The organism is Tenacibaculum aquaeponti, assembly GCF_052084715.1.
Taxonomy (GTDB): domain Bacteria; phylum Bacteroidota; class Bacteroidia; order Flavobacteriales; family Flavobacteriaceae; genus Polaribacter.
The window spans coordinates 2142817-2164804 of sequence record NZ_CP197288.1 but is presented as its reverse complement, the minus strand read 5'-3'; the positions used below and the strand labels follow the sequence as shown (position 1 = coordinate 2164804).

The window sequence follows — 21988 nt, the reverse complement described above, 5'->3', positions numbered from 1 at the left end:
AGTTAAGAAAACGTTACGAAACCTTTTTTAAAAGTAATTGTTAAAATAAATTATCCTATTTATATTATCTATTTTAAGCTTTTACTTGTTTAGCTTCTTGTTTTTTAACCTCATTTCTTTCAATCGTATGACCTGGTCTTGTCCATTTTGGTTTTTCACCTAAATCTTTATATTGAGAATCTTCTGCCTCAACTGTTTTAGGTTGCATTTTCTTGATAAATGGCTTTTGAGGATTTAAACCAAGTAATTCGAATAACTTCATGTCTTCGTTTACATCTGGGTTTGGAGTAGTTAATAACTTATCTCCAGCAAAAATAGAATTCGCTCCAGCAAAGAAACACATGGTTTGTCCTTCCTGGCTCATTTGCGTTCTACCAGCAGATAAACGTACTTGAGTTTCTGGCATTACAATACGAGTTGTTGCTACCATTCTTACCATTTCCCAAATAGAAACAGGTTTTTGATCTTCTAATGGAGTTCCATCAACAGCAACTAATGCATTAATTGGCACAGATTCTGGTTGTGGATTTAAAGTAGATAATGCAACTAACATTCCTGCTCTATCTTCAATAGCTTCACCCATTCCAATAATTCCACCAGAACAAACCGTTACATTGGTTTTACGAACATTGTCAATAGTTTCTAAACGATCTTCAAAACCTCTGGTTGAAATTACTTCTTTATAGTATTCTTCAGATGAATCTAAATTGTGGTTATATGCATATAAACCAGCTTCAGCTAAACGGTGTGCTTGGTTTTCTGTAATCATACCTAAAGTACAACAAACCTCCATATCTAGCTTATTAATTGTACGAACCATTTCTAACACTTGATCGAATTCTGGTCCGTCTTTTACATTTCTCCAAGCTGCACCCATACAAACTCTAGAGCTTCCAGAAGCTTTAGCACGTAATGCTTGAGCTTTAACTTGGTTAACACTCATTAAATCATTTCCTTCAACATCTGTATGATATCTTGCTGCTTGTGGGCAATATCCACAATCTTCTGGGCATCCTCCTGTCTTTATAGAAAGTAATGTAGATACCTGTACTGTATTTGGATCGTGGTGTTTACGATGAATAGTTGCTGCGTCATATAACAGCTCCATCATAGGCTTATTATAAATTGCTAAAATTTCTTCTTTCGTCCAGTTATGTCTAGTCTCACTCATATAGTCGTCATTGTTTGCGTTATCAAAAGTAGGAAAACTAATTGTATTATTATACTATTTTGAAATTAAAACTGATACAGCATTTCCTCCAAAACCAACGGCATTTATTATTATTTTTTGAATCTTTTTAGGTTTCTTTTGAGCTTGAGCAAAAGGAACTTCTATTAATTTTTGATGTGTTAACATTAATAAGCCTAATTCAAAATTTAAAAGTCCAGATGCTCCAAAAGTGTGTCCTAATTTCCACTTATTTGTAGTTAAAAAAGGTTGGTGATCTCCGAATACTTTTTTAACTGCATTTATTTCTGATGAATCTCCCTTTATAGTTCCTGGTGCGTGCATTACAATTGCATCTACTTCGCTTAGGTCGATGTTTTTACACGCCATTTTCATCGATTTTTGAAAACATTCAGCATCAGCAGTAACAGATGTATTATGTTTTAAAACTTCAGTAGCATAACCGATACCTTCAATTTTTGCTACAGTTTTATCAGAAATTTCATTTTCTAAACATACAACAGCAGCGCCTTCACCTAGTATCATGGTATTTTTGGTTTTGTTCAAATCAAAGGCCTTACAAGGATAACCTTCAGTTTCTTTTGAATACACTTTAAGTGCTTTCATTTGCGCTACGGTAAATTCAGTTAATGGAGCTTCACTTCCACCAACTAAAAATTTATCACATAAACCAGCTTGTAACCAGGCAACTCCATTCAAAAGAGAATGTAATGCTGTAGAACAAGTAATAGAGTGAGATATTTCTGGTCCACTACTTTTTAAATCATGAGCAATCCAAGAAGAAATATTTCCTAATGTTGTTGTTGGAGAACTTAAGGTGGAAGAAGTTCCATTCTGTAAAAATTCTTCGTGATATTTTTCGAATAAAGCTGTAGCACCTCTAGAAGATCCGATATTAATACCAAAGTCGTCACCAGTTTTCCAGTCTGCTTTTTCTATAGCTTTTCGTGAAGCATAGATAGCAAAGAGAACAGTATTGTCTAGATTTTTATATTTATTATCAGACTTTTTTAATTCTTCAATAGCTTTTAAATCTTCATCTGAAATTTTAGAGACCCATTCAGAGAAATGTTTAAACTCTTTTTTGGTCATTCGATGATTGTCATCCAAATAACTTGTCCATACTTCTTCAGAAGTTTTTCCTAGTGGAGAAATTGAAGCAAAAGCTGAGATTGATATTGGTTTCAAAACAAAAAATTTGAGCAAAATTAAGCTTTATCTAATAAAGAAACTTTAATTTATATCTGTTTTAGCTTTAATTAATAAAAACTAAACAATTTCAAATAAAATGTTGTAACAATATAAAATTAAATTAGTCTTATTGAAAAAAATATATGAATGAAAGATCTCAAAAAAGTTGGTTAGGTAGAAATTGGCCTTGGGTATTACCTGTAGGATGTTGCTCTGGTTGTTTAATAATGATACTAGTATTTGTTTTTGGATTTGGAGCTGTAATATTTGGTGTAGTTAATGAGTTTGTAGATTCTTCTCCATTAGATGAAGTTACTGAAATAGCAAAACAAAATAGAAGAGTTGCCGAACTATTAGGTAATGATATCGAATCGAAAGGGTTTCCTAATGGAAACATTTCTATAAAAAATGATGGAGGAGAAGTAGATTTTTCTATTCAGATAGTTGGAGAAAAAGGAGAAGGAACTTTAGTTGTAAAAGGAATTCGTGTCGATAAAAAATGGGTATACGAAGATTTATATGTGTTGATTAAAGAAACAGGAGAACAAATTAACTTATTAGAAAAGGAAAAGATTCTAGAGCGTATCTAGAATCTTTTTTGATTTTAAAATTTTAAATAAGCTAGGTAACCAACTTGAAACTGACTAAAACCATTTGTTTCTTGATTAGCCGTGTTTGTGTATCTATATCTAAAAAAGAACTTATTATCACTATTTATATTAGGAGTGTAAAATGTTGAAAGTTCTATTCCATGTAACCATTGTCCATCATTTTGTACTGTAGAAAAACCGTTAAAATCAGTTCCTTTAGGAATTAAGATTTTGTTTGGCCTATATATTAGTGCACCACCAAAACGTTCTTCAGGTCGAATTCTTACTTTGGCTTCAGGGTATAGGTTAAAATAGCCAACATTTTTATTAAATTGAGTACTAGTATTAATAACTCGTGTTCTACCATAATGAACACCTCCGTTTAATTCAAAACGTAATTTAGAATTAGGTACATCGAATGTAAAAGCATTTAAATCAAAGCCAATAGAAGTGTTTTTGTAACGTATTAAATCTAAATATGAAATGGTGTTATTAGATAAGGTTAACTCTTCCTCTCTATCTTCTATTCTAGCCCAATTAAAACTAGGTTTCACATAATTTACCCAACCTACATTTCTACCTCTCGATCCTCTAATTAAATAACGTCTAGTCCAAAGAGGAATTAATTTTTCAATTTCAACTTGAATTAAACCATTTGGGTCTGCTTGATTGAAACCTATAAAATCACTAAAAAATCGAGCGCCTAAAATTTTTGAAGATTTTTCTTTTTTTAGCTCTAAACTAAATTCTTTATTTAAATCATCTTGAGGAAGAGAAATAGTTTGGTTTTTTGGACTAAAATCTAAACGGTCATTTTGATGTTTTTGTATATACATTTTTATAACATCTGTTACAGGTATAGAAAAAATTGCTTCTCTACCTTCATAATACGTTAATTCGTAATTATGTAAATCATCAAAATCTGTTCGAGAACTAAAGCCTAAAGGAAATGCATTAACGAATTTCAATTCTTTATTTGTGATATCTGAAATTTGTTTTACCAAAGGTTCATTGTAAAACTTATTCATATATTCCTTTACTTGTTGAAAAGACAAATCTGGATTAGTTCCTGGTTTAGCGTAATTTTTCCATACTAAATCTTCCGGAATAAGCGCTTTTTTTACTTTACCTGTAATAGTGATATGTTCTATGAATCCATTATTAATATCCAGTTGAATGTCATCGATTTTAAATTCATATAAAGGAATGTCTAAGATTTGTTTCCTTTTATTTACAATATATTGATCAATTTTTATTTCTAAATCCCTCTTTTCTTTTTCAATTTTTTTAGTTGTTTCTTTTACTTTAAGCGAATATTCTTTTTCTAAATCTTTAAGCTTCGTTTTTAGTTTGTTAGATTCGTTTATTTTTTCTGTTACTTCTCTCTTTTTTTTCTTTAATGTTAACTCTTTGCTCTTTAGTAATTCATTAGAAATTAAGTTGTTAGTTAGGTCATTTAAACTTAGTATGCTATCTAGTGTAGAATCTGTTAATTGTTCTTTGAATGTGTTTTTGATGTTTTCAACTCTTTGTTTTAGTTTTTTTTGTTCTTCTATTTCGGTTTCAAGTTGATTTGAATCTGATTCTAAGTTAATTACTTGATAATCTAGTTCTAAGATTTTATTTTGAATTGAGTTTTTATCTAGATCAATTTTTTTGCGAAGGTCATTTTTAATTATCTCAGTATCCTCTATTAAAATTTTTTTTGCCTTTAAATCTTTTTTGTATGTGATATAATTTTTAAAAATATCATCTCCTTCTAATAGTTGATCCATTTTATAAGCATTATATTCCTTTTTAAGAATTTTTCGTATTTCGTGTCTTTCAAATTTTTTTAACTCTTCGAATTTATTGTTCTTGATATAATTAACAAAATCAGGGTTTTTAAAATTGGCAGTGTCTAAATCAGATTTCTTTTTATTATCAATGCACCTTGCGAGTTTATAAAAATCTGTACTACCAGAAATTTTTGTAATATTTACATCTAAAGCATATTTCAATGTTCCAGCTACAGGTTCCGTATCGTATTGAAATGCTGTAATTATAAGTGCGTTGAAAAACTGATATATGTTACGAGTTTCTTTTTCATAATCTTCTAAATTTACTATTTCATTTTCAGAAATTACTTCATCATCTTCTTTTCCTTCATAACTATTTATTGCAATTATAGCTTCTTTAAGTTTACTTTTAAAAATTGTTTCTATAAAAGGAGAAACATCAAAACTAATATTTTCACCTTCTTTATTTTTAAATGATAAATTCTTGTCGTTTTTTAAAGAAAAAGTAATGTTGTTAGCAGATTTTGCAGAAGCATAAATCAATATGGTTTTATCTTCTTGCGTAAATGTATAAGGTTGAATTTGCTTTTGAGCAATAACAATATACCCTATAGCTAAACAGAATAGAGTTAGTTTAAGTCTCACTGTAGATTAAGTAATTGGTTAACAGTTATCTAATCTACATTGATATGAAAGTAGTTGTACAGGAAAAACACCCTTTTTTTAAAAAAACACCTATAAATAGGTATTTAAAACATATTCAATTGTAGAATACACTTTTTCTAATTGTTTATCTGTAATTACATATGGAACCTGAATGTAAATTGTATTTCCTAGAGGTCTTAAAAACACACCTTCTTTCATAAATGAGGATAATAATAAGTCTCTTAAAGTTCCATAACGTTCCATATTTGTGTCTAAATCTAAAGCGAAAATTACACCAATAGATCGGGTTGATTTTACTTTAGCGTGTGTTTTAATTTTTTCACTAAACGCAATATGTGATTTACTAATTCGCTGAATATTTTCTTTAATTTCTTCTGAAGTTAATAAATCTATACTTGCAATAGCAGCCGCACAACCTATTGGATTTGCAGAATAGGTATGACAATGGAAATATCCTTTAGCAATATCGTTACTTAAGAAGGCATCGTATATTTTCTGGGTACAAGAAGTAATTGCCATTGGAACTAATCCGCCAGTTAATGCTTTACTCAAACAAATGATATCTGGTTTTGTAGCTACATGATCTGAAGCAAAGTTTTTTCCTGTTTTACCAAAACCAGTCATTACTTCATCTGCAATAGTTAAAACATCATTGTTTTTACAATATTCAATAATTTGATTTAATCCTTCAATATTGTGAATTTTCATTCCAGCAGCTCCTTGAACAATAGGTTCGTAAACAAAAGCAGCTATTTTATTATTGGCTATAATTTCAGATAATTGTTCTAAGATTTCAACATGATTCTCTCCATTTGGTACTGGAATTCTATGAATATTAATTAGAAAATCTTCAAAAGGGCCATTATAAACTGAAAGTCCAGACGTAGACATGGCTCCGAAAGTGTCTCCGTGAAAACCATTTTCAAAAGCAATAAAAGTAGTACGCTTATCTCCAATATTGAAATAATACTGTAAAGCCATTTTAATTGCAGACTCTACAGCTGTTGAACCATTATCGTTAAAGAAAATTTTAGCTTGATTTTCAGGAAGAATTTGAATCAGTTTTTCTGAAAGTTCTACAGCAGCAGGGTGAGTAAAATCACTAAACATGATTTGATCTAATTGCTGCATTTGCTGATAAACACGATTGGTAATAAAATCGTTACAATGGCCAAACATGCATGTGTACCAAGAGGAAATAGCATCGATATATTCGTTACCATGTTCATCTGTAAGTATACATCCTTTGGCTTTTACAATTCCTAAACTATTCGGGTGTGTTTGGTGTTGTTTTAAAGGATGCCAAATGTGTTTTTTATCGCGTTCTTGTAGTGTCATGGTTTCATTTTATTAATTAACGTTATGCTGACCTTAATTCATCATTATGAGATACAGAAATTAATTCAGGGTGACGTTTACTAATTTTTAGCAAAAATAGTTGTTTTAATAAGATCTAGAGATTGCCGTCATGCTGAACTTGTTTCAGCATCGCATAAAAATTAATATTCTAGTGTTTTTAAAGTTGGATTTACCTTTTTAATCAAGTTTATTTTCCATTCTTTACGCCAATTCTTTAGTTGTTTTTCTCTTGAAATAGCTTGGCGAATGTCTGAAAACTTTTCAAAGTAAATTAAATCTGATAAATTATATTTTTTAGTAAAAGCAGAACCAACTCCTTGTTTATGTTCTAGAATTCGTTTTTCTAAATTGGAAGTAACTCCAATATAAAAAGTCGTTCTATATGTGTTTGTAAGTATGTAAACAAAGCTTTGTTTCATCATTATGAGACCCTGAAATAAATTCAGGGTGACGGTTTATAAGTTTCAAACAAAAATAATTGTTTTAATAAAACCTAGAAATTGCCGTCATGCTGAACTTGTTTCAGCATCACATCAAAAAAAGTAAGCTTTAGATATTCTAATAAAATTAGATGTTTTACAACTTATCTTTAAACAGTTCAGCGTATTCTTTAATTACATTCTGATCAATGTAAGGTTCTTCTTCAATTCTTCCAATTACGGGAACTTCACTCATTTTTTTAATGATACTTTCTGTGGTTGGATGCTCATCTCCACTAAAAATTAAAGAAATATCAAAACCTTTTTCTTTCAGTAAATTTAAAGTCAATAAGGTGTGATTAATACTTCCTAGATAATGACGAGAAACTACAATAACTTTATAATCTGGTTGAATTAAATCTAAAATAGTATGGACATCGTTTAACGGAACTAAAAGTCCACCCGCACCTTCGATAACTAAATTATTTTGAGTTTCTGGAGCTTTAATTTGATTGATGTCAATCGTGATTCCATCAATTTCAGCAGAAGCATGCGGACTCATAGGTGTTTGTAACGCATAGCTATTTGGATGAAAAACAGATTTTTTGTTCGTTACTAATTTTTCTACTTTATGTGTATCTGAATAGTCTAAATCGCCAGATTGGATTGGTTTCCAATAATCAGCCTCTAAAGCTTCTGTAATAATTGCAGAAGCAACAGTTTTTCCTACTTCTGTAGAAATACCGGTGATAAAATATTTTTTCATTTAAAGATTGTTTTACAATCGTTACAAATTAATTTTCGTGGTTCAAAAAATGGGAAAAGCATGTGAAAGAAATTCTTTCGCTGTACATCGGCTACTAAAATCCTTGTAGAATTACAATTCGGACAATGAATGGCATTACCTTTATTGTCGGTCTCATAAGTCCTGATATCGTTATAAATTTCTGAAGCTTTTTTTAAATCTTGATTAAAAACTAAAAGTTTTACACCACCAATAGCTTGACTAATCAATGGATCTGAATCTATCGTAGTTTCATCCATTAACATGGTTCTAATGTTTTCAGAATCTAACTTAGATTTCACCAATTGAGCTTCAGTGGAATATTCAAAAACAGCTAAAATTGTATAATCTTCTCTCATCTTTCTATTTTAAACAAAGGTAGCAAGTTGTTCTAATATAGTTGTAATGTCTTTTTTAGAATTAAAACTGTGCAAACAGAAACGTAATCGTTCTTGGCCTTCAGGAACTGTTGGAGAAAGAATAGGTTTTATATTGAATCCGTTTTCTTGTAATTGTAGTGCAATAGCTTTTGTTTTTTCTATTCCAGAAATTACAGAGCAATGAATAGCAGAGTTACTTTCAATAAAAGAATTATCTAACTGTAATCGTATTACTTCACTTTTAAAGAAATTGATATTCTCTTCTAGTTGCTGAATGATTTCTGAATTTAAATGTAGGTAAGCAACTTGAATTGTGGCCAATGCATGAGGAGACAAACCTGTGGTATAGATAAAACTTCTAGAAAAATTAATTAAATAACTGTATAGTTTTTCACTTCCTAAGATTGTTGCTCCATGACAACCTAAAGCTTTTCCGTAAGTAATAATTCTAGCAAAAACTTCATTTTCCAATTGTAATTGTTGAACTAAACCTTCACCTTTTTCTCCGAAAACACCTAAAGCATGAGCTTCATCAACAACCAAATACGCATTGTGCTGTTTTGCAACAGTAATTAATCCGTTAAGATTTGGTGTATCACCATCCATAGAAAATACAGATTCTGTAACAATGTAAATGGTGTCATACTGAACTCGTTTCAGCATCTCATCTAGGTTTTCTAAATCATTATGCTTGAATTTATAGCTTTTTGCATTCGAAAGTTGAATTCCGTCTCGAATAGAAGCATGGATATATTCATCATATAAAATCACATCACCACGTTGTGGAACACAAGAAAAGAATCCGACGTTAGCATCGTAACCAGAATTAAAAAGTAATGCTTTTTGTGAATTATGAAACTGAGCAATATAGTTTTCAGTTTCTTGATATAATTGATGATTTCCTGAAATTAAACGAGAGCCTGTAGCTCCATTGATTTTGATATTTTTATTTAATAACAACTGATGTGCTTGATCGAAAACAAATTCAGATTGTGCTAAACCTAAATAATCATTAGAATAAAAATCAATACCATTGGTATCCGAGTTTAAACTTCTTAAGGTGTTAGAAGTTCTTCTTTGAGTGAGTTTTTGTTCTAGTTTTTTTGGAAAATTCATTAGAACAAAAATACTAAACGCGTGAATAGTATTTCTTGAAGAATAACTATTTTGTTTTTAACTGTTTTTTTAGGGGGGTTTTCCTTAAAAAGGTTTGTTTTTTTTCCTTGTATTATTAGTCAGTATTCGTAATAAAATTGTCGTAATAAAAAAACACAAGATGAATACTGTAATTATAAATTCTATTGGAACAGCGACTCCAGGAGCTTCAAAAATTTTATCAGATGCATTAAAGGTGCCTCAAGATTATATATTGAAATTACTATATAATGCACCTTCTATTTTATTTCAAAAAGTAGATGAAAATACAGCTTTAAAAGCAGAAGATACGTTAAGAAAATTAGGTTTAGATGTATCGGTACACGATGAAGAAGAAACGATTAATTTAACTACCGAACTAGTAGACGTTAGTATTAGTTTTGAAGATGTCTTAACATTACCTAAAGTAACAGAGCAATTGGCTACATTTTTAGGTTGTAAACGTACAGAAGTTTTAAATCTACTTTTAAATGAGCCAAGTATAGTTCTAGGAAATGTTTCTGAAGCTACAGCATTAGCTCTAAAAAAAAGAATTGAGGCTTATGTACATTATTCAAATCCACAAAAAGACTTATATACAATTTTAATTGATTCTAATATTAAAAATTTAGAATTGAAAGCTGTTGAAAAACAACTAAAAACAAAGTTTGAAAAATTAGGAGATAGTTATGTAGCTGAGGATGTTTCGTATACTAACTCACAATGGTTATGGAGAAAATATCAAACAAAAAACATTGTAAAACTAATAAGTCAAACACATCAGTTGGTTAAAGTAAACCTTCTGAATTTTAGCGTAGAAAATAAAAAGCATATATCATATTTAGTAGAAAATGTTGGAATGCCAGAATCAATATTAAAAAATATTCAAGAAGCTTTACCAATTAACTTATTTGAGAATATTAATAGAAAAAGAGCCGAGATTTTAATCCAGAAAGCTGAAGAAATTGGTATAGAGGTAGAAATTGAAAAAGATTTTAATTTCAAAAAGCATTTACATATTACTCATATAAATAACAGTGAAAGTGTAAGAAAAATACTAGCACAATTCTTCTCTAAAGAAGATTTACCTACAAAAAACGCTAATGAATGGAAAAGTAAAAATGCAATTCCTAGTCTAATAGCAAGATATTTATTTGAACAATTAGATCGAATCGGGTGTAATTCAGAAATAATTTAAGTATGGAGCAAAATATGTTACACTACAGAATTGCTGAACGTGGAAAGATATATGCTTTAGATAAAAATTATGGAGAAGCATTACGTTATTACAAAGAAGCTTTAAGGTTAACAAGGGAACAAAAAGATAGTGAGTTATTTTTTCAACATTACAGTCAATGTGTAATGGAAACTTTAGAATTATCTGGAGCTCATGATCAAGTGATTTCATTTTGTGAAAACTACAGAGCATTTTTAAAAGAAAAAGAAGAAGATTTTTTAATAATAAAGCACGAAGCTTTTGTTTGTGAACGCCAAGCAATTCAACATATATTAAGAGAAGAGCAAGAAGAAGCAAAAGGATTATTAACAACAATTCAGAAAAAATTAGGAAAAGGAAAACAACCTATTACAGATGAACTTTTGAATTGGTTATTAAGAGGCTACAAGATTAACCCCGATCAGGTAAGACAATTACAGAAGAAACATAACTATTTCATTGTGAGAAAAGAATCGGTGAATCCTAAAATTGCCATGGATTTACCTGAGGGCATTTCTCCATTTTAATCATTTAAACAGTAAAATATGGCAAACATTAACACATTTGACCAGGGGGCTAAAATCTTACAGAATGTCGATGTAACCAGTATGGTTGCAGGGTTAGCATTAGGTATAGCAAATGCTCAAGAACAACTGGACAACAATTCTGTGAAGCAGATAACTAAACTTGCTCAAACGCAAGTAGGAGGAAAATCGTTATTAGAATTAGGATTCCGACCTGCTTTTTATGCATTTGAACGTGCAGAGATTTCTGCATCGATAAGCTTAAAAATGGCAGTAAAAGAGGAACTTGAAATTGATTTCGAACTAGAATACGATTCTACCAGAAAAAAGGGATATACAGATGAACATATCCAAAAAATTGAAAACAATTATAAGGAAGAAAAGTATAGAGAATTTAAAAGTAGCAGAAAATATTGGACTACTTTATCTAATGAACATACTTTAAAAGTTAATGAAACTACGGTTAACACTAGTACAAAAACAGGAAGTATTGAACGTGTAGATGAAACGGCTAGTAAATTATCATCAGATTCAAAAGTAGAACGAGTAGATTCTGAAATTATTGACACAACAGATGTTGTTTCTACAGACAACACGAACAAAATTCATGTGCATAATTATAAAGGTTATGGAATGTTATCTATGCTTGATTATTATACCGAAGATACGGGCATAGTAAAGATTAATAATTACTCAGGTTTAAGTATTAAATTAAGTAATGCACTAACTATAAACGGATCTGATTTAAACTCTAATCTAGGAAGCATTACTAATTGTGTTTTTAAAATGGGACTTAAAGATGGCGACAAGTTCGATGTATATTTCGCTTTTTCAAAACATCATCCTATAGATTTTGCATACAGTCAAGGAACTGCTCCAAATAACACAAACCAATTAAAAGAGAAGTTAAAGGCTTTGGCTTTCATTATGATGAAGGATAGTGATGTTAAAATTAGAATAGTTGGGCATACAGATAGTGTTAGCGGAGATAATTTCAATAAAGATCTTGGTTTAAAAAGAGCTACAGGAGTAGCCAATTATTTAAAGGCGTTAGGTGTAAATGAAGCTCAAATCACTGAGATTGTTTCTGAAGGAGAAGCTGCTGCCAAAACAGCTGTCGGAGATAATAAAAAAGATGCAGATTATAGAAAAGCTGTAATTGAAGTTAATACGAGTGGGAATGAATATATTTATATCGAAGGAGATAAAACGAATGTGAATTCTCATTTTATTCAATCTGAAGCAGATGCTGTTATAACAACCTGGGCAGCTTCTACTACTTCAGGATTAATTATGTCTCAAGCTAAGTTAGCTGCTTCTACTAATAAAAAATTAAAAGTAGAATCAGGAAGTGACGTTACAATTGATCAGAATGTAAAAACATTATCGGCAATCAATACACAATTCGAAAACAGTAATAAATTTTATTCTCAGGTATCTGGTGATGTAGTGTATTTGTTAAGAAAAGATGCCAAAATAGAGTATACATTATATTCTAACGATACTGAAGAATTGGTGATTGAAGACAAATCTACAAGTACTCAAAATACACAAAATAGTAACGATACTCTACAAATTCATAAAGTAATTAACAGTAAGTATTTCGCAAAATCAGATGTTACAAAAATTAAAGATCCTAAAGTTTCTGCATGGAGTGGTTCTTTAGATTTTCGTTATGCACGTCAATTTGGAATGTCTGTTGAAGGAAATGCATCTGTAACAGCAAGTATGATTTCTATACCAGCACCTACAGAGTTTGAAAATTACGTGCAATCGTTAACTGGAAATACGTCATCTAATTAATTTGATGTATGGAAACACCTAAAGTAATACAACAAATTACCAATGCTCCATTGCCAATGATGTTAGAAAAGTTAGGAACATCTATTGCTAGTGCGCAATCTGCCTTAGATGCTAACTCTATTCGATTGGCTAATGAAATGGCAACGGTTAAAATTAACGTAGGTGATGAGGAGTATAATTTATTAAGTCTGGGGTTTGCACCAACATTTTATGCCTTTACAGAAGCTTCATTAGAAATAAAAATGGAGTTTTCTATAGCTGAATCTGAAAGTTATGGAGGAGCATTAGGTTTTAATTATGGAAAGAGTAGTAACTCAAATAATAATTCCAATAATGCAAATACAAATAGTAGTGATACATCAACGCAAATGTTTGGAGTTTCAGTATCTGCACATTACGCAAGAAAGTATTCTACTTCAGCAGAAGGTTCATCATCTATAGCTGCTAAAATTGTATCGTTACCTGCACCAGATATATACTTTGAAATATTAAAATCAACAATAAATACAGAAGAATAAAAATAAAAAAAAACAAATTATGAATATGTTTAGAGAAAACCCACAAATAGGAAAGGAAATACTTAATGTTCCTATGGGTGATATGATAGAAGGTATGGCAACTTCTATAGCAGAAGCTCAATTAAAATTAGATGCAAATTCGATTGAAGTCGCTGAGATGATGGGTGGTTTAAAAGCTATTACTAAAACTATTAAAGACGAAAATGGAAAAGAAAAAGAAATCATGACTTTCGAAGATAGTCGTGTATTTTTTGGAAGTGAAAAAATGAAAGTATCAGACGCTGTAATAGTGTATAATAATACGACAGATGAAGCAACCAAACATCAAATTTTTAATGAAGCAGGAGATGGAAAAAACAAAAATGTATTTGAAAAAGATCCTAACGACACAACTAAAATTAGATTAAAATCAGGAATCAATGAAACTGCTGAAGTTAGAGTGCCATCTCGAAAATCGATGTTAGAATTAGGTTTTTCACCAACATTCTATCAATTTGTAGATACATTAATGAGAGCTCAGGTTGCAATTTCTTTTACAAGAGAAGGGTCTTCAACAAGTGAGTATTCTAGAAAGAGTGAGCAAAAGGGAGGAAGTTTTGGTTTTGGATTTAGAAGAGGTTTCAGATCAAATAAAACGGTTACTACAACTCAGGTTAATGCGAGTTATTCTCAAAAATTTAGTTATTCTGCAGAAGCTTCAAGTTTATTACAAACGAAGTTAGTCCCAATTCCACCTCCAGCAATTTTAGAAGAACGTATTAGAAAATTAATGGAATTAAATGAATAATTCCAATGGGTAGGATCACTAGAGAAATACAAAACGCCCCTTTACCAGAAATGGTAAAAAGCTTAGGTCTTGGTATTGCAGAAGCACAGAGAGCTTTAGATAAAGTTTCTATGGATTTAGCAAAAGAGCTAGTAGATACCAAAATCGAAATGGGAGGACAAGAGTATAGCTTATTAGCATTAGGTTTTACTCCAACCTTTTATCAGTATGTAGATACGTTTTTCGAGTGTAAAATGTCTGTTTCTATGATGGAATCTAGAGAATTTGGAGCATCAGTTTCAGTTAGTGCTGGTTTTAATGTTGGATTTGTAGCTGTTACAGCTTCGGTTTCAGCAAGCTACTCCCAAAAATATCAATATTCAGCAGAAGCTAGTTCTTTAATAAGAACAAAATTGGTTACAGTTCCAAATCCTCCAGTATTTGAACAAAGATTACAAAGTTTAATTGCTACCGAATTGGAAGCAGAAAGGGATGCATTAAATACTAATAATACTAGTTTGTAATGGCTAAACATTGGAAAAACTTTGTAAAAAAAGAAAAAGCTTCAGAAGAAAAAGAAGAGTTTGATTTTAAAACTCTTCTTTCCTCTGGAGAGAATTCTGAAACAGGAAAATCGTTAGAAGATGTTGTCGAATTTAATTCGAGTTTAAAATCGTTACTAAATGAGCAAAAAGAGTTAGAAGCTCAAATGGCCGAATTAACAGGTAAAAAGGAAGAAGGAGATAGTAATAAGAAGTTTGATTATGAGATAAAAACAATTGATGAAAAAAGGAGGGAAGAAAAAAATGCTGAAAAGAAAAAGAGAAAAAGAAAAAAGGAAGATGATAAATGGAGAGTAGATGTTTCTAATAAGCTTAAAAATAAAGAAGTAATTGCTGGAAAACCTAGGTTAAAAAAGCAGCAACAAAAGAAAATAGAATCGTTGTCTTTACCTAAGTTAAAAAATGAATTAAAAAAAGGAATTAAAGAGGTTAAAAAAAATAAGGATCATTTTAATGGTTTTAAGAAGATTGAAAAAGAATCTTTTTCTGATGTATCTACTCAAAAACTTTCAAACTCATTTACAAAACTAGAGAAAGAAGAATTAAAAATATTACAAAGAAAAATTCAAGGTGTTTCAGAAAAAACGAACAAGGTAAATTCCTTGTTAAACAAGGCAAAAGAGGGTAGGGAAAAGTTATCTGATTTTTTAGATAAATCCTCAAAAAAGGGATCATCAGATTATCAAGATAAAACATCAGAAAATAAAGAAAACAACACTGTTAAAAGTATAGGGAAAACTGTGAATAAAGCTGTGCAGATAGTAAAAACAGCAAGTAAAATATCAGAAGTACATACTGGAATTCAAAAAACATCAGAGAAATTAAAGCCTACCGCTTCTAAATCTGTAGAAAAAAACTTTTCTAAAGGTTTAGAAATTATAGATAGAACAACAAAACAAATTAATAAAGTAGATCAACTTTTTAATACAGTAAATACATACTTAGATAAAACGGATAAAGTTTCTGATGTGCTTAATAAAAAGTTAGAATCGATAAGTTTTACTAGAAAAAAAGAAAAGAAAACGGATAACGATTTTAATCTAGATTTTTTAGAGAAATTAAGAACGAAGAATAAGGAAAATCAAGATTTTAAAGTAGAGGATAAAAAATTAGTTATCGATACAAATACTATAAAAAAGGTAAAATCAGGAATAGATACATTCAAAAAATTAAAAGATAAAAAAGATAGTTTTTCATTTTAAAAACATACCACAATGAGTTCAGTTAACAATGCATTAACTTTAAAACAGATATTATTAGGGATTTCCGATAGTTTGAATGAGGCACAAAATCATTTAAGAAATGTAAAGCCTTATGATGAATTTGGAAGACCAAATACATTATACACATTACCTTATTTAGATTTCAATCTTCAGGTAGAAGCAGAATTTGAAAAAGAAACAAGTTCAGAAACGCAACAATCTGAAGCTATAAGTCCTGTTTCTTATCCTTATGAAACACAGTATAAGAAAGGATATGCTAAATCAATAGCTTTTAAACCTGTGGTAAATACAACAAATACAAAAGAAACAAATAAAGTAACTAGCACTATTTCTGGGCGATTTGTAGCTGTTGTACCTAATGAAGGATTACCACAACTTATTATTAATGCCACACCAAAGAAAACAGGAGTTCATGTTTTTACTATTAATGTAGAAGTGATAAATGCAGCAGGAGAACAAATTTCCGATGCTTTAGTAGAATTTAATTATAATAAACAAAAAACAGACTTATTAAATTCGAACGAAACATTAAATCATACAACTTCATTTTTAAATACTAGCGAAGTAAGAACAGATATAAATGGAAAAGCAGCAGTACAAGTGCAAGTAGATGCTGTAGATTTTGCTAATGGGCATATTTTAATATTAGAAGTAAATGTGGGAAATGTAATTACTAAAATTTCAATACAAAAATAAGTTATGGATATAGAATTAGATTTTATACAGTTTCAAGGTCAATTATTTGATTCGAAAAATACACCAGTTTCTGAGTTTAAAATAGCTATTCAATTTTATAATGCTAACATTTATGATTGGATCACATTAACCACATCTGTAATTCAAGAAGGGAAGTTTAATCATAAAATAGAAATTCCTGATAGAATTTCTACAACAAATCAAACGATAAGAATTGTTAGAGAAGTTTTACAAGAAGGAGGAGTGCCGTCTTTTAGAATTATTAAAATAGATGAAGAACAAGAATTAACAGAAGTAATTGCTTCTAGTTTCAATATTGTTATTCAAAAGGAAAAAGCATTTATTTTAATTGATTTTGGTATAAATTGGTTGTTAGATGAAGTTTTAAAAACCAATGTGAAAACACATATAATTTCAGGAACACCTTTACCTATTTTTAATCTTATTTCTAAAATTTCTAACCTAGAGATTCATAATAAAACTCTTGGCAGAGAAATTATCGCTTTGCAAAAGAATGTTGATAATTACGAAGTTATACAAGAAGAATTTATAACTGAAATTACTGAGTTGAAAAAGCAAATAGAAGAAAAAGAAATTTTATTAAGAGAGTTAAATGTTAGCGTTAACGAATTGAATTCTAAATTACAAGAAGAAATTGAAAATAAGAAAACATTAATTGATGCAATTACAGCTTCGGAAGGACAAAATTTAGAATTTCAAAATAGAATTAAAGAGTTAGAATTGAAATCTGAAGAAAGCGAAATATTACAAAAAAAAATAGAAGAGTTAGAAAGTCAATTACAAATTCAACAAAAAGAAAATGAAGAATTAATAGCAGAGAGAGAAGCTTTTTTATTAAGTGTAAGTAAGCTTCATACTGATATTAGAGATTATAAGAATTTGTTAGTTGCTAAAGATACCGATATAGAAAGAAAACAAATTGTAATAACTAATTTAGAGGAAGAAATACAAAAGTTATCTAAAGAATTAGAAGAATTAAAGGCTTTTCATCAAACAGATCAACCTAATAAATTGTCGGCAAGTAAAGTTTATGGAAGTATTGTAAATGATGTAATTAAAGCAGATGAAGAGTTGATAAATTCAAAATTTAAATTGGCAAATGTGTCATTAAATTTAAAAACTACCGTAGAGAAAGGACCAGAAGGAACCGTGTTAGGGCTTTTAGATTTTGAAACGGCAAAAGTAATAAATGGTGCAGCTATTAGTGATATTAGTATAGATATAGTTCCTAATCAAAATTTAACAACAACTATAGGTGAAAAAATGCCAAATATTTTAGGGCTAACAGAAACAGCTACAAGAAAAAAATTATTAGAATATGGACTTAAACTAGATGTTATTTATCACCCAACTAACGATGAAAATTTAATAGAAGGTCAATCGTTTAAGCAATCACCTGCTCCTAATACAACTATTGTAGAGGGGCAAGAAGTAGTAGTCATTTTCGCAAAATCATTAAACTAATTAAATTATGTCGAATAATTCATACGATTATGTAAAAGATGCATTTGCAGCGCCTTTAGGAGATTTTATCGCTTCTATAGGAGAAGGTGTTGGAGAAGCACAAGCAGCTTTAGATGAAGGTTCATTACGTCAAACATTAGAGATTTATAATAACAATCCTGATGAATCTCATGAAACATTAAAAATGTTAAGAGAAATAGGATATCAACCGACATTTTATACGATACCTAAAACTACAGCTAAAGCAAAAATATCATTATCTATTTCGCAACAAAGTACAGGTATTATAGGTCAAAATCAACGTGCTTTCCGACCAAAAATGTATGCAACTCCAGTGAATGCATCGAATACAAATAAATATAATATGGGGTTAAATGCAACAGCTGAAATTCAATTTGATATTGTTCCAGTTCCGCCATCAGATGCACAAATAATTCGTTTTTTACCCAATGTAATTGAAAAAGAAACAAAAAGCGATGATAATGAGATTATTACTAAAAAAAGAACTTTTAGAGAAATAAAAGAATTATTATTAAACTATGGTTTGTCATATGTAATTCAAGGAGAGACAGAAATGAATCCTGTAAATAATGAAACTGTTTTTACAGCACAAATACCAGCATATGATAAGGATAAAAAGAAACTGCTAAAGGTTGATGATACAATTACTTTGGTTTTGTAATTATAGAAAATATAATGAAATTATAAAGGCAGATTATTTCTGTCTTTATAATTTTTAAAATTAGTTATTATTAAAAATAAGATGAAAATTTTAAAGATTACTATAATCAAATACTTTACGAATTATTAAAAAAAATATAATTTAATAGACCTTAGATGTGAAGAAAAGTAAAAGAGATTTAATAGAAATACTAAAAAACTAAACACGTTTAATCACATTCGTTACTATTCCCCAAATCACAAAGTTGTTTTCTTCGGTAATTTTAATAATTGGATAATCTGGATTTTCAGGCTGTAGCCAAACTTCATTTCCATCTACACGAAGTCTTTTCACAGTAAATTCGCCGTCTAAAAAACAAACAGCAATTTTATTATTTGTTGGAGGAATACTTCGATCGATAACTAATAAATCGTTATCATCTAAACCAGCACCAATCATAGATTGTCCGCTAACACGAGCAAAAAAAGTAGCTTCTTTATTACGAATTAATTCTTCATCTAAAGAAATTCGCGATTCCTTAAAGTCATCAGCAGGAGAAGGAAATCCAGCAGAAATTCCAGTATCAAAGAAAATAGCACCTTCACTATCTGTGCTTTTCGGACTAAAGAATGTTAATGTTACACTCATTTTACAACTATTATATCGTTAATGTTTGTTGTGTATTTAGGAGTTAATCTTTCTTGACGCATTTTCCAAGTTCTTTGCAGATCTTGGCTAGCTAATTTAACACTATTTGACTTATATTTTCGATTAATAAGATCAATAGCATTCATAAGAGGTTTGTGTTTAGGGTCTTCTTTGGTAAATAAGTCGAGTTGAAAGTTATCTTCTGGAACCAAACCTGTAACAATTACACCAGCTCGTTTATACTTTATGCCTGGTTTAAAAATGGTTTTAACAGCTTCAACAGCACATTTACTAATAATTAACGATGAGTTTGTTGGATTTGGGAGAATTACCGTTTTACTTACTCGATGTTGTTCTAAATGTTCTTTATGACGATCACTACGAAGTAAAACAATAATCATATGACAACTGTGTTTTTGCTTTCTTAATTTTTCTGCACAATTAGTCGCAAATGTAGAAACACGTTCTTTAATGTTTTCAATGTCAGAATATGTATATTCGAAACTACGTGTTGTTGCAATTGCTTTTTTATCCTTTTCTTCGTCTAATTGAATGGTTGATTTTCCCAGTAAGTCTTGTTGTAATCTCCAAACGACAATAGAATATTTTTTGCGAACCGTTTCACTATCCAATTGTGTAAAGTCATAAGCTTTTACACAACCAGCGGTTTTTAGTTTTTTCTGAAGTCCACGACCAATTCCCCAAACTTTTTCAATAGGCATCCATTTTAAAGCTTTAATTCTTTTTTCTTCAGAATCAATAACATAAACGCCTCCAGTTTCTTTAAGGAATTTTCGAGCAATTTTATTAGCTAATTTACTTAATGCTTTCGTTGGAGCTATACCAACACAAGTAGGAATTCCGGTCCACTGTAAAATGCGATTTCGAATTTGATTTCCGTAGTCATCTAAATCATAGTTTTCGAAACCTTTAAATTGAAGAAAAGCTTCATCAATAGAATAAATTTCAACATCGGGAGTAAATTGAGCTAGAATTTTCATCACTCGATCACTCATATCTCCGTACAGTGGATAATTAGAAGAAATTACTTTAATGTTGTGTTGTTTACAGTAGTTTTCCCATTTAAAAATTGGAGCTCCCATTGGTAAACCGATTGCTTTAGCTTCATCACTTCTAGAAATTACACACCCATCGTTATTGCTTAAAATAGCTACAGGTTTGTTTTGCAAGTTCGGATTAAAAACTCGCTCGCAAGAAGCATAAAAATTATTACAATCAACTAAAGCAAACATTGTTGCAAATTTAATCATTATATAATAGTTTTTTAAATTATACTATGATATTCATATGCTTTAAACTTTTCCTTATTTTTGTTTTTATGTCGAAAAAATTAAAAATTGATGGTATTGATAAAATTATCATCAAAAGGTTAGTAAAAGACGCAAGAACTCCTATTTTAAGTATAGCAAGAGAAGTTGGAATTTCCGGAGCTGCTATCCATCAAAGATTACGCAAATTAGACGAGTCTAATCTAATAGATGGATACAAAATGGTTTTAAACCCCGAAGCTTTAGGATATACAACAACAGCCTTTGTTGGAATTTTTTTGGAGTCTGCGAGTTTGTATTCCTCAGCAATTAAAAGATTGAAAGATATTCCTGAAGTTGTTGAGAGTCATTATACAACAGGGAATTATGCAGTGTTTATTAAAATTATGTGTAAAAATAATCAAGATTTAATGCATTTGTTAAATAAAGATATCCAGTCTATAAAAGGAGTCTCAAGAACAGAAACATTCATATCTTTGGATCAACAAATAGATCGACAAATAAAAATTTAAATCCCTATAATGAACGAATTTATCGAATACTTTAAACTAGGATTATTTCATGTTTTAGATATCAAAGCATATGACCATATTCTTTTTTTAATTGTTCTAGCAGTTGTTTATCAGTTTAAACAATGGAAAAAAGTATTATGGTTAATTACATTGTTTACCATTGGTCATTCTATAACTCTTGCTTTATCTGCTTTCGGGAAAATTAATGTAAGAGCAGATTTAGTTGAGTTTTTAATTCCGTTAACAATTTTCATTACAGGATTAATGAATGTGTTAACAGCTAGAAAAGCTTCAGTTGGAAAAGAAAATCAAAATTTATTTTTTGCTTTATTCTTTGGTTTAATTCACGGTTTAGGTTTTTCTAATTACTTTAAAATGATGGTGAGTAGAGGTGAGGATAAATTAGTTCCGTTACTAGAATTTGCATTAGGAGTAGAAGCTGCTCAAGTAATTATTGTGGCTTTAATTTTATTATTTGGAGCATTAATACAATCTATTTTTGGAGTAAATAGAAGAGACTGGATTTTAGTTGCATCATCAATAGTAATTGGTTTTGCTTTACAAATGATGGTAGATCGTGCTTTTTGGTAAAAA

At 29.9% G+C, this 21988-nt stretch carries 23 protein-coding genes; 13 read left to right on the top strand and 10 right to left on the bottom strand.

Going from position 1 to position 21988, the window contains the following annotated elements:
- Nucleotides 1-73: 73 nt before the first annotated feature.
- A complete protein-coding gene (gene bioB, locus ACSIGC_RS09710; RefSeq protein ID WP_442264628.1) occupies nt 74-1171 on the bottom strand; it encodes a biotin synthase BioB in 1098 nt (365 codons plus the stop codon).
- Nucleotides 1172-1225: 54 nt separating this feature from the next.
- On the bottom strand, nt 1226-2377 hold the full coding sequence (locus ACSIGC_RS09705; protein ID WP_442264627.1) for a beta-ketoacyl synthase N-terminal-like domain-containing protein: 1152 nt from the start codon (nt 2375-2377) through the stop codon (nt 1226-1228).
- A 146-nt stretch (nt 2378-2523) separates the two neighbouring features.
- Here ACSIGC_RS09705 and ACSIGC_RS09700 point away from each other — a divergent pair, with 146 nt between their 5' ends.
- On the top strand, nt 2524-2970 hold the full coding sequence (locus ACSIGC_RS09700) for a cytochrome c oxidase assembly factor Coa1 family protein (RefSeq protein ID WP_442264626.1): 447 nt from the start codon (nt 2524-2526) through the stop codon (nt 2968-2970).
- Nucleotides 2971-2984: 14 nt separating this feature from the next.
- Here the strand turns inward: ACSIGC_RS09700 and ACSIGC_RS09695 are convergent, their stop codons facing one another.
- The 6 genes from ACSIGC_RS09695 to ACSIGC_RS09670 all read right to left on the bottom strand — a co-directional run bounded on the left by ACSIGC_RS09695 (nt 2985) and on the right by ACSIGC_RS09670 (nt 9472).
- On the bottom strand, nt 2985-5393 hold the full coding sequence (locus tag ACSIGC_RS09695; protein WP_442264625.1) for a coiled-coil domain-containing protein: 2409 nt from the start codon (nt 5391-5393) through the stop codon (nt 2985-2987).
- Nucleotides 5394-5483: 90 nt separating this feature from the next.
- Nucleotides 5484-6752 (bottom strand): adenosylmethionine--8-amino-7-oxononanoate transaminase, encoded by a 1269-nt coding sequence (bioA, locus tag ACSIGC_RS09690; RefSeq protein WP_442264624.1) that lies wholly within the window; start codon nt 6750-6752, stop codon nt 5484-5486.
- A gap of 161 nt (nt 6753-6913) precedes the next feature.
- Nucleotides 6914-7192 (bottom strand): GIY-YIG nuclease family protein, encoded by a 279-nt coding sequence (locus ACSIGC_RS09685; RefSeq protein WP_442264623.1) that lies wholly within the window; start codon nt 7190-7192, stop codon nt 6914-6916.
- 157 nt (nt 7193-7349) lie between these two features.
- Nucleotides 7350-7958, bottom strand: coding sequence for a dethiobiotin synthase (gene bioD, locus ACSIGC_RS09680; protein ID WP_442264622.1), 609 nt, complete (start codon nt 7956-7958; stop codon nt 7350-7352).
- Entirely contained in the window at nt 7955-8335 is a 381-nt protein-coding gene (locus ACSIGC_RS09675; RefSeq protein WP_095068966.1) for a DUF2007 domain-containing protein, read from the bottom strand. Before ACSIGC_RS09675 ends, bioD begins: the two co-directional genes overlap by 4 nt.
- 9 nt (nt 8336-8344) lie before the next feature.
- Nucleotides 8345-9472, bottom strand: coding sequence for an aminotransferase class I/II-fold pyridoxal phosphate-dependent enzyme (locus tag ACSIGC_RS09670; protein WP_442264621.1), 1128 nt, complete (start codon nt 9470-9472; stop codon nt 8345-8347).
- Nucleotides 9473-9632: 160 nt separating this feature from the next.
- On the opposite strand from ACSIGC_RS09670, the gene ACSIGC_RS09665 reads away from it, so the two are divergent.
- The 10 genes from ACSIGC_RS09665 to ACSIGC_RS09620 are packed head-to-tail and all read left to right on the top strand — an operon-like array spanning nt 9633 to nt 18966.
- Entirely contained in the window at nt 9633-10688 is a 1056-nt protein-coding gene (locus ACSIGC_RS09665) for a hypothetical protein (protein ID WP_442264620.1), read from the top strand.
- A gap of 2 nt (nt 10689-10690) precedes the next feature.
- The gene (locus ACSIGC_RS09660; protein ID WP_442264619.1) at nt 10691-11233 is read left to right on the top strand and encodes a hypothetical protein; all 543 of its coding nucleotides are present in this window, start codon (nt 10691-10693) and stop codon (nt 11231-11233) included.
- Nucleotides 11234-11251: 18 nt separating this feature from the next.
- A complete protein-coding gene (locus ACSIGC_RS09655; RefSeq protein ID WP_442264618.1) occupies nt 11252-13033 on the top strand; it encodes an OmpA family protein in 1782 nt (593 codons plus the stop codon).
- Between the two features lie 8 nt (nt 13034-13041).
- Nucleotides 13042-13551: a hypothetical protein gene (locus tag ACSIGC_RS09650; RefSeq protein ID WP_442264617.1), complete on the top strand. Its 510-nt coding sequence runs from the start codon at nt 13042-13044 to the stop codon at nt 13549-13551.
- Nucleotides 13552-13570: 19 nt separating this feature from the next.
- The gene (locus tag ACSIGC_RS09645; RefSeq protein WP_442264616.1) at nt 13571-14338 is read left to right on the top strand and encodes a hypothetical protein; all 768 of its coding nucleotides are present in this window, start codon (nt 13571-13573) and stop codon (nt 14336-14338) included.
- Between the two features lie 5 nt (nt 14339-14343).
- Nucleotides 14344-14841 carry a hypothetical protein gene (locus tag ACSIGC_RS09640; RefSeq protein WP_442264615.1) on the top strand — a complete coding sequence of 166 codons (498 nt, stop codon included), beginning with the start codon at nt 14344-14346 and terminating at the stop codon, nt 14839-14841.
- Nucleotides 14841-16082: a hypothetical protein gene (locus tag ACSIGC_RS09635; RefSeq protein WP_442264614.1), complete on the top strand. Its 1242-nt coding sequence runs from the start codon at nt 14841-14843 to the stop codon at nt 16080-16082. Before ACSIGC_RS09640 ends, ACSIGC_RS09635 begins: the two co-directional genes overlap by 1 nt.
- 12 nt (nt 16083-16094) lie before the next feature.
- Nucleotides 16095-16799 (top strand): hypothetical protein, encoded by a 705-nt coding sequence (locus ACSIGC_RS09630; protein ID WP_442264613.1) that lies wholly within the window; start codon nt 16095-16097, stop codon nt 16797-16799.
- 3 nt (nt 16800-16802) lie between these two features.
- Nucleotides 16803-18284 carry a PASTA domain-containing protein gene (locus tag ACSIGC_RS09625; protein ID WP_442264612.1) on the top strand — a complete coding sequence of 494 codons (1482 nt, stop codon included), beginning with the start codon at nt 16803-16805 and terminating at the stop codon, nt 18282-18284.
- A 7-nt stretch (nt 18285-18291) separates the two neighbouring features.
- On the top strand, nt 18292-18966 hold the full coding sequence (locus ACSIGC_RS09620) for a hypothetical protein (protein WP_442264611.1): 675 nt from the start codon (nt 18292-18294) through the stop codon (nt 18964-18966).
- A gap of 198 nt (nt 18967-19164) precedes the next feature.
- On the opposite strand, the gene ACSIGC_RS09615 is transcribed toward ACSIGC_RS09620, so the two are convergent.
- Complete coding sequence (locus tag ACSIGC_RS09615; RefSeq protein ID WP_299626468.1) at nt 19165-19593, bottom strand: LexA family protein; 429 nt, start codon at nt 19591-19593, stop codon at nt 19165-19167.
- Nucleotides 19590-20846, bottom strand: coding sequence for a Y-family DNA polymerase (locus ACSIGC_RS09610; protein ID WP_442267756.1), 1257 nt, complete (start codon nt 20844-20846; stop codon nt 19590-19592). Before ACSIGC_RS09610 ends, ACSIGC_RS09615 begins: the two co-directional genes overlap by 4 nt.
- 86 nt (nt 20847-20932) lie before the next feature.
- Here ACSIGC_RS09610 and ACSIGC_RS09605 point away from each other — a divergent pair, with 86 nt between their 5' ends.
- Together ACSIGC_RS09605 and ACSIGC_RS09600 are read left to right on the top strand one after the other, a co-directional pair.
- Complete coding sequence (locus tag ACSIGC_RS09605) at nt 20933-21394, top strand: Lrp/AsnC ligand binding domain-containing protein (protein ID WP_095068982.1); 462 nt, start codon at nt 20933-20935, stop codon at nt 21392-21394.
- Between the two features lie 9 nt (nt 21395-21403).
- Nucleotides 21404-21985, top strand: coding sequence for a HupE/UreJ family protein (locus ACSIGC_RS09600; protein ID WP_442264610.1), 582 nt, complete (start codon nt 21404-21406; stop codon nt 21983-21985).
- Nucleotides 21986-21988: the final 3 nt, after the last annotated feature.

Coding starts and splice junctions, on each gene's coding strand:
- ACSIGC_RS09610 (WP_442267756.1), bottom strand. CDS start 20,846: ATGTTTGCTTTAGTTGATTGTAATAATTTTTATGCTTCTTGCGAGCGA.
- ACSIGC_RS09630 (WP_442264613.1), top strand. CDS start 16,095: ATGAGTTCAGTTAACAATGCATTAACTTTAAAACAGATATTATTAGGG.
- ACSIGC_RS09620 (WP_442264611.1), top strand. CDS start 18,292: ATGTCGAATAATTCATACGATTATGTAAAAGATGCATTTGCAGCGCCT.
- ACSIGC_RS09675 (WP_095068966.1), bottom strand. CDS start 8,335: ATGAGAGAAGATTATACAATTTTAGCTGTTTTTGAATATTCCACTGAA.
- bioD (WP_442264622.1), bottom strand. CDS start 7,958: ATGAAAAAATATTTTATCACCGGTATTTCTACAGAAGTAGGAAAAACT.
- ACSIGC_RS09615 (WP_299626468.1), bottom strand. CDS start 19,593: ATGAGTGTAACATTAACATTCTTTAGTCCGAAAAGCACAGATAGTGAA.
- ACSIGC_RS09655 (WP_442264618.1), top strand. CDS start 11,252: ATGGCAAACATTAACACATTTGACCAGGGGGCTAAAATCTTACAGAAT.
- bioA (WP_442264624.1), bottom strand. CDS start 6,752: ATGACACTACAAGAACGCGATAAAAAACACATTTGGCATCCTTTAAAA.
- bioB (WP_442264628.1), bottom strand. CDS start 1,171: ATGAGTGAGACTAGACATAACTGGACGAAAGAAGAAATTTTAGCAATT.
- ACSIGC_RS09635 (WP_442264614.1), top strand. CDS start 14,841: ATGGCTAAACATTGGAAAAACTTTGTAAAAAAAGAAAAAGCTTCAGAA.
- ACSIGC_RS09645 (WP_442264616.1), top strand. CDS start 13,571: ATGAATATGTTTAGAGAAAACCCACAAATAGGAAAGGAAATACTTAAT.
- ACSIGC_RS09670 (WP_442264621.1), bottom strand. CDS start 9,472: ATGAATTTTCCAAAAAAACTAGAACAAAAACTCACTCAAAGAAGAACT.
- ACSIGC_RS09625 (WP_442264612.1), top strand. CDS start 16,803: ATGGATATAGAATTAGATTTTATACAGTTTCAAGGTCAATTATTTGAT.
- ACSIGC_RS09685 (WP_442264623.1), bottom strand. CDS start 7,192: ATGAAACAAAGCTTTGTTTACATACTTACAAACACATATAGAACGACT.
- ACSIGC_RS09640 (WP_442264615.1), top strand. CDS start 14,344: ATGGGTAGGATCACTAGAGAAATACAAAACGCCCCTTTACCAGAAATG.
- ACSIGC_RS09605 (WP_095068982.1), top strand. CDS start 20,933: ATGTCGAAAAAATTAAAAATTGATGGTATTGATAAAATTATCATCAAA.
- ACSIGC_RS09700 (WP_442264626.1), top strand. CDS start 2,524: ATGAATGAAAGATCTCAAAAAAGTTGGTTAGGTAGAAATTGGCCTTGG.
- ACSIGC_RS09600 (WP_442264610.1), top strand. CDS start 21,404: ATGAACGAATTTATCGAATACTTTAAACTAGGATTATTTCATGTTTTA.
- ACSIGC_RS09650 (WP_442264617.1), top strand. CDS start 13,042: ATGGAAACACCTAAAGTAATACAACAAATTACCAATGCTCCATTGCCA.
- ACSIGC_RS09660 (WP_442264619.1), top strand. CDS start 10,691: ATGGAGCAAAATATGTTACACTACAGAATTGCTGAACGTGGAAAGATA.
- ACSIGC_RS09665 (WP_442264620.1), top strand. CDS start 9,633: ATGAATACTGTAATTATAAATTCTATTGGAACAGCGACTCCAGGAGCT.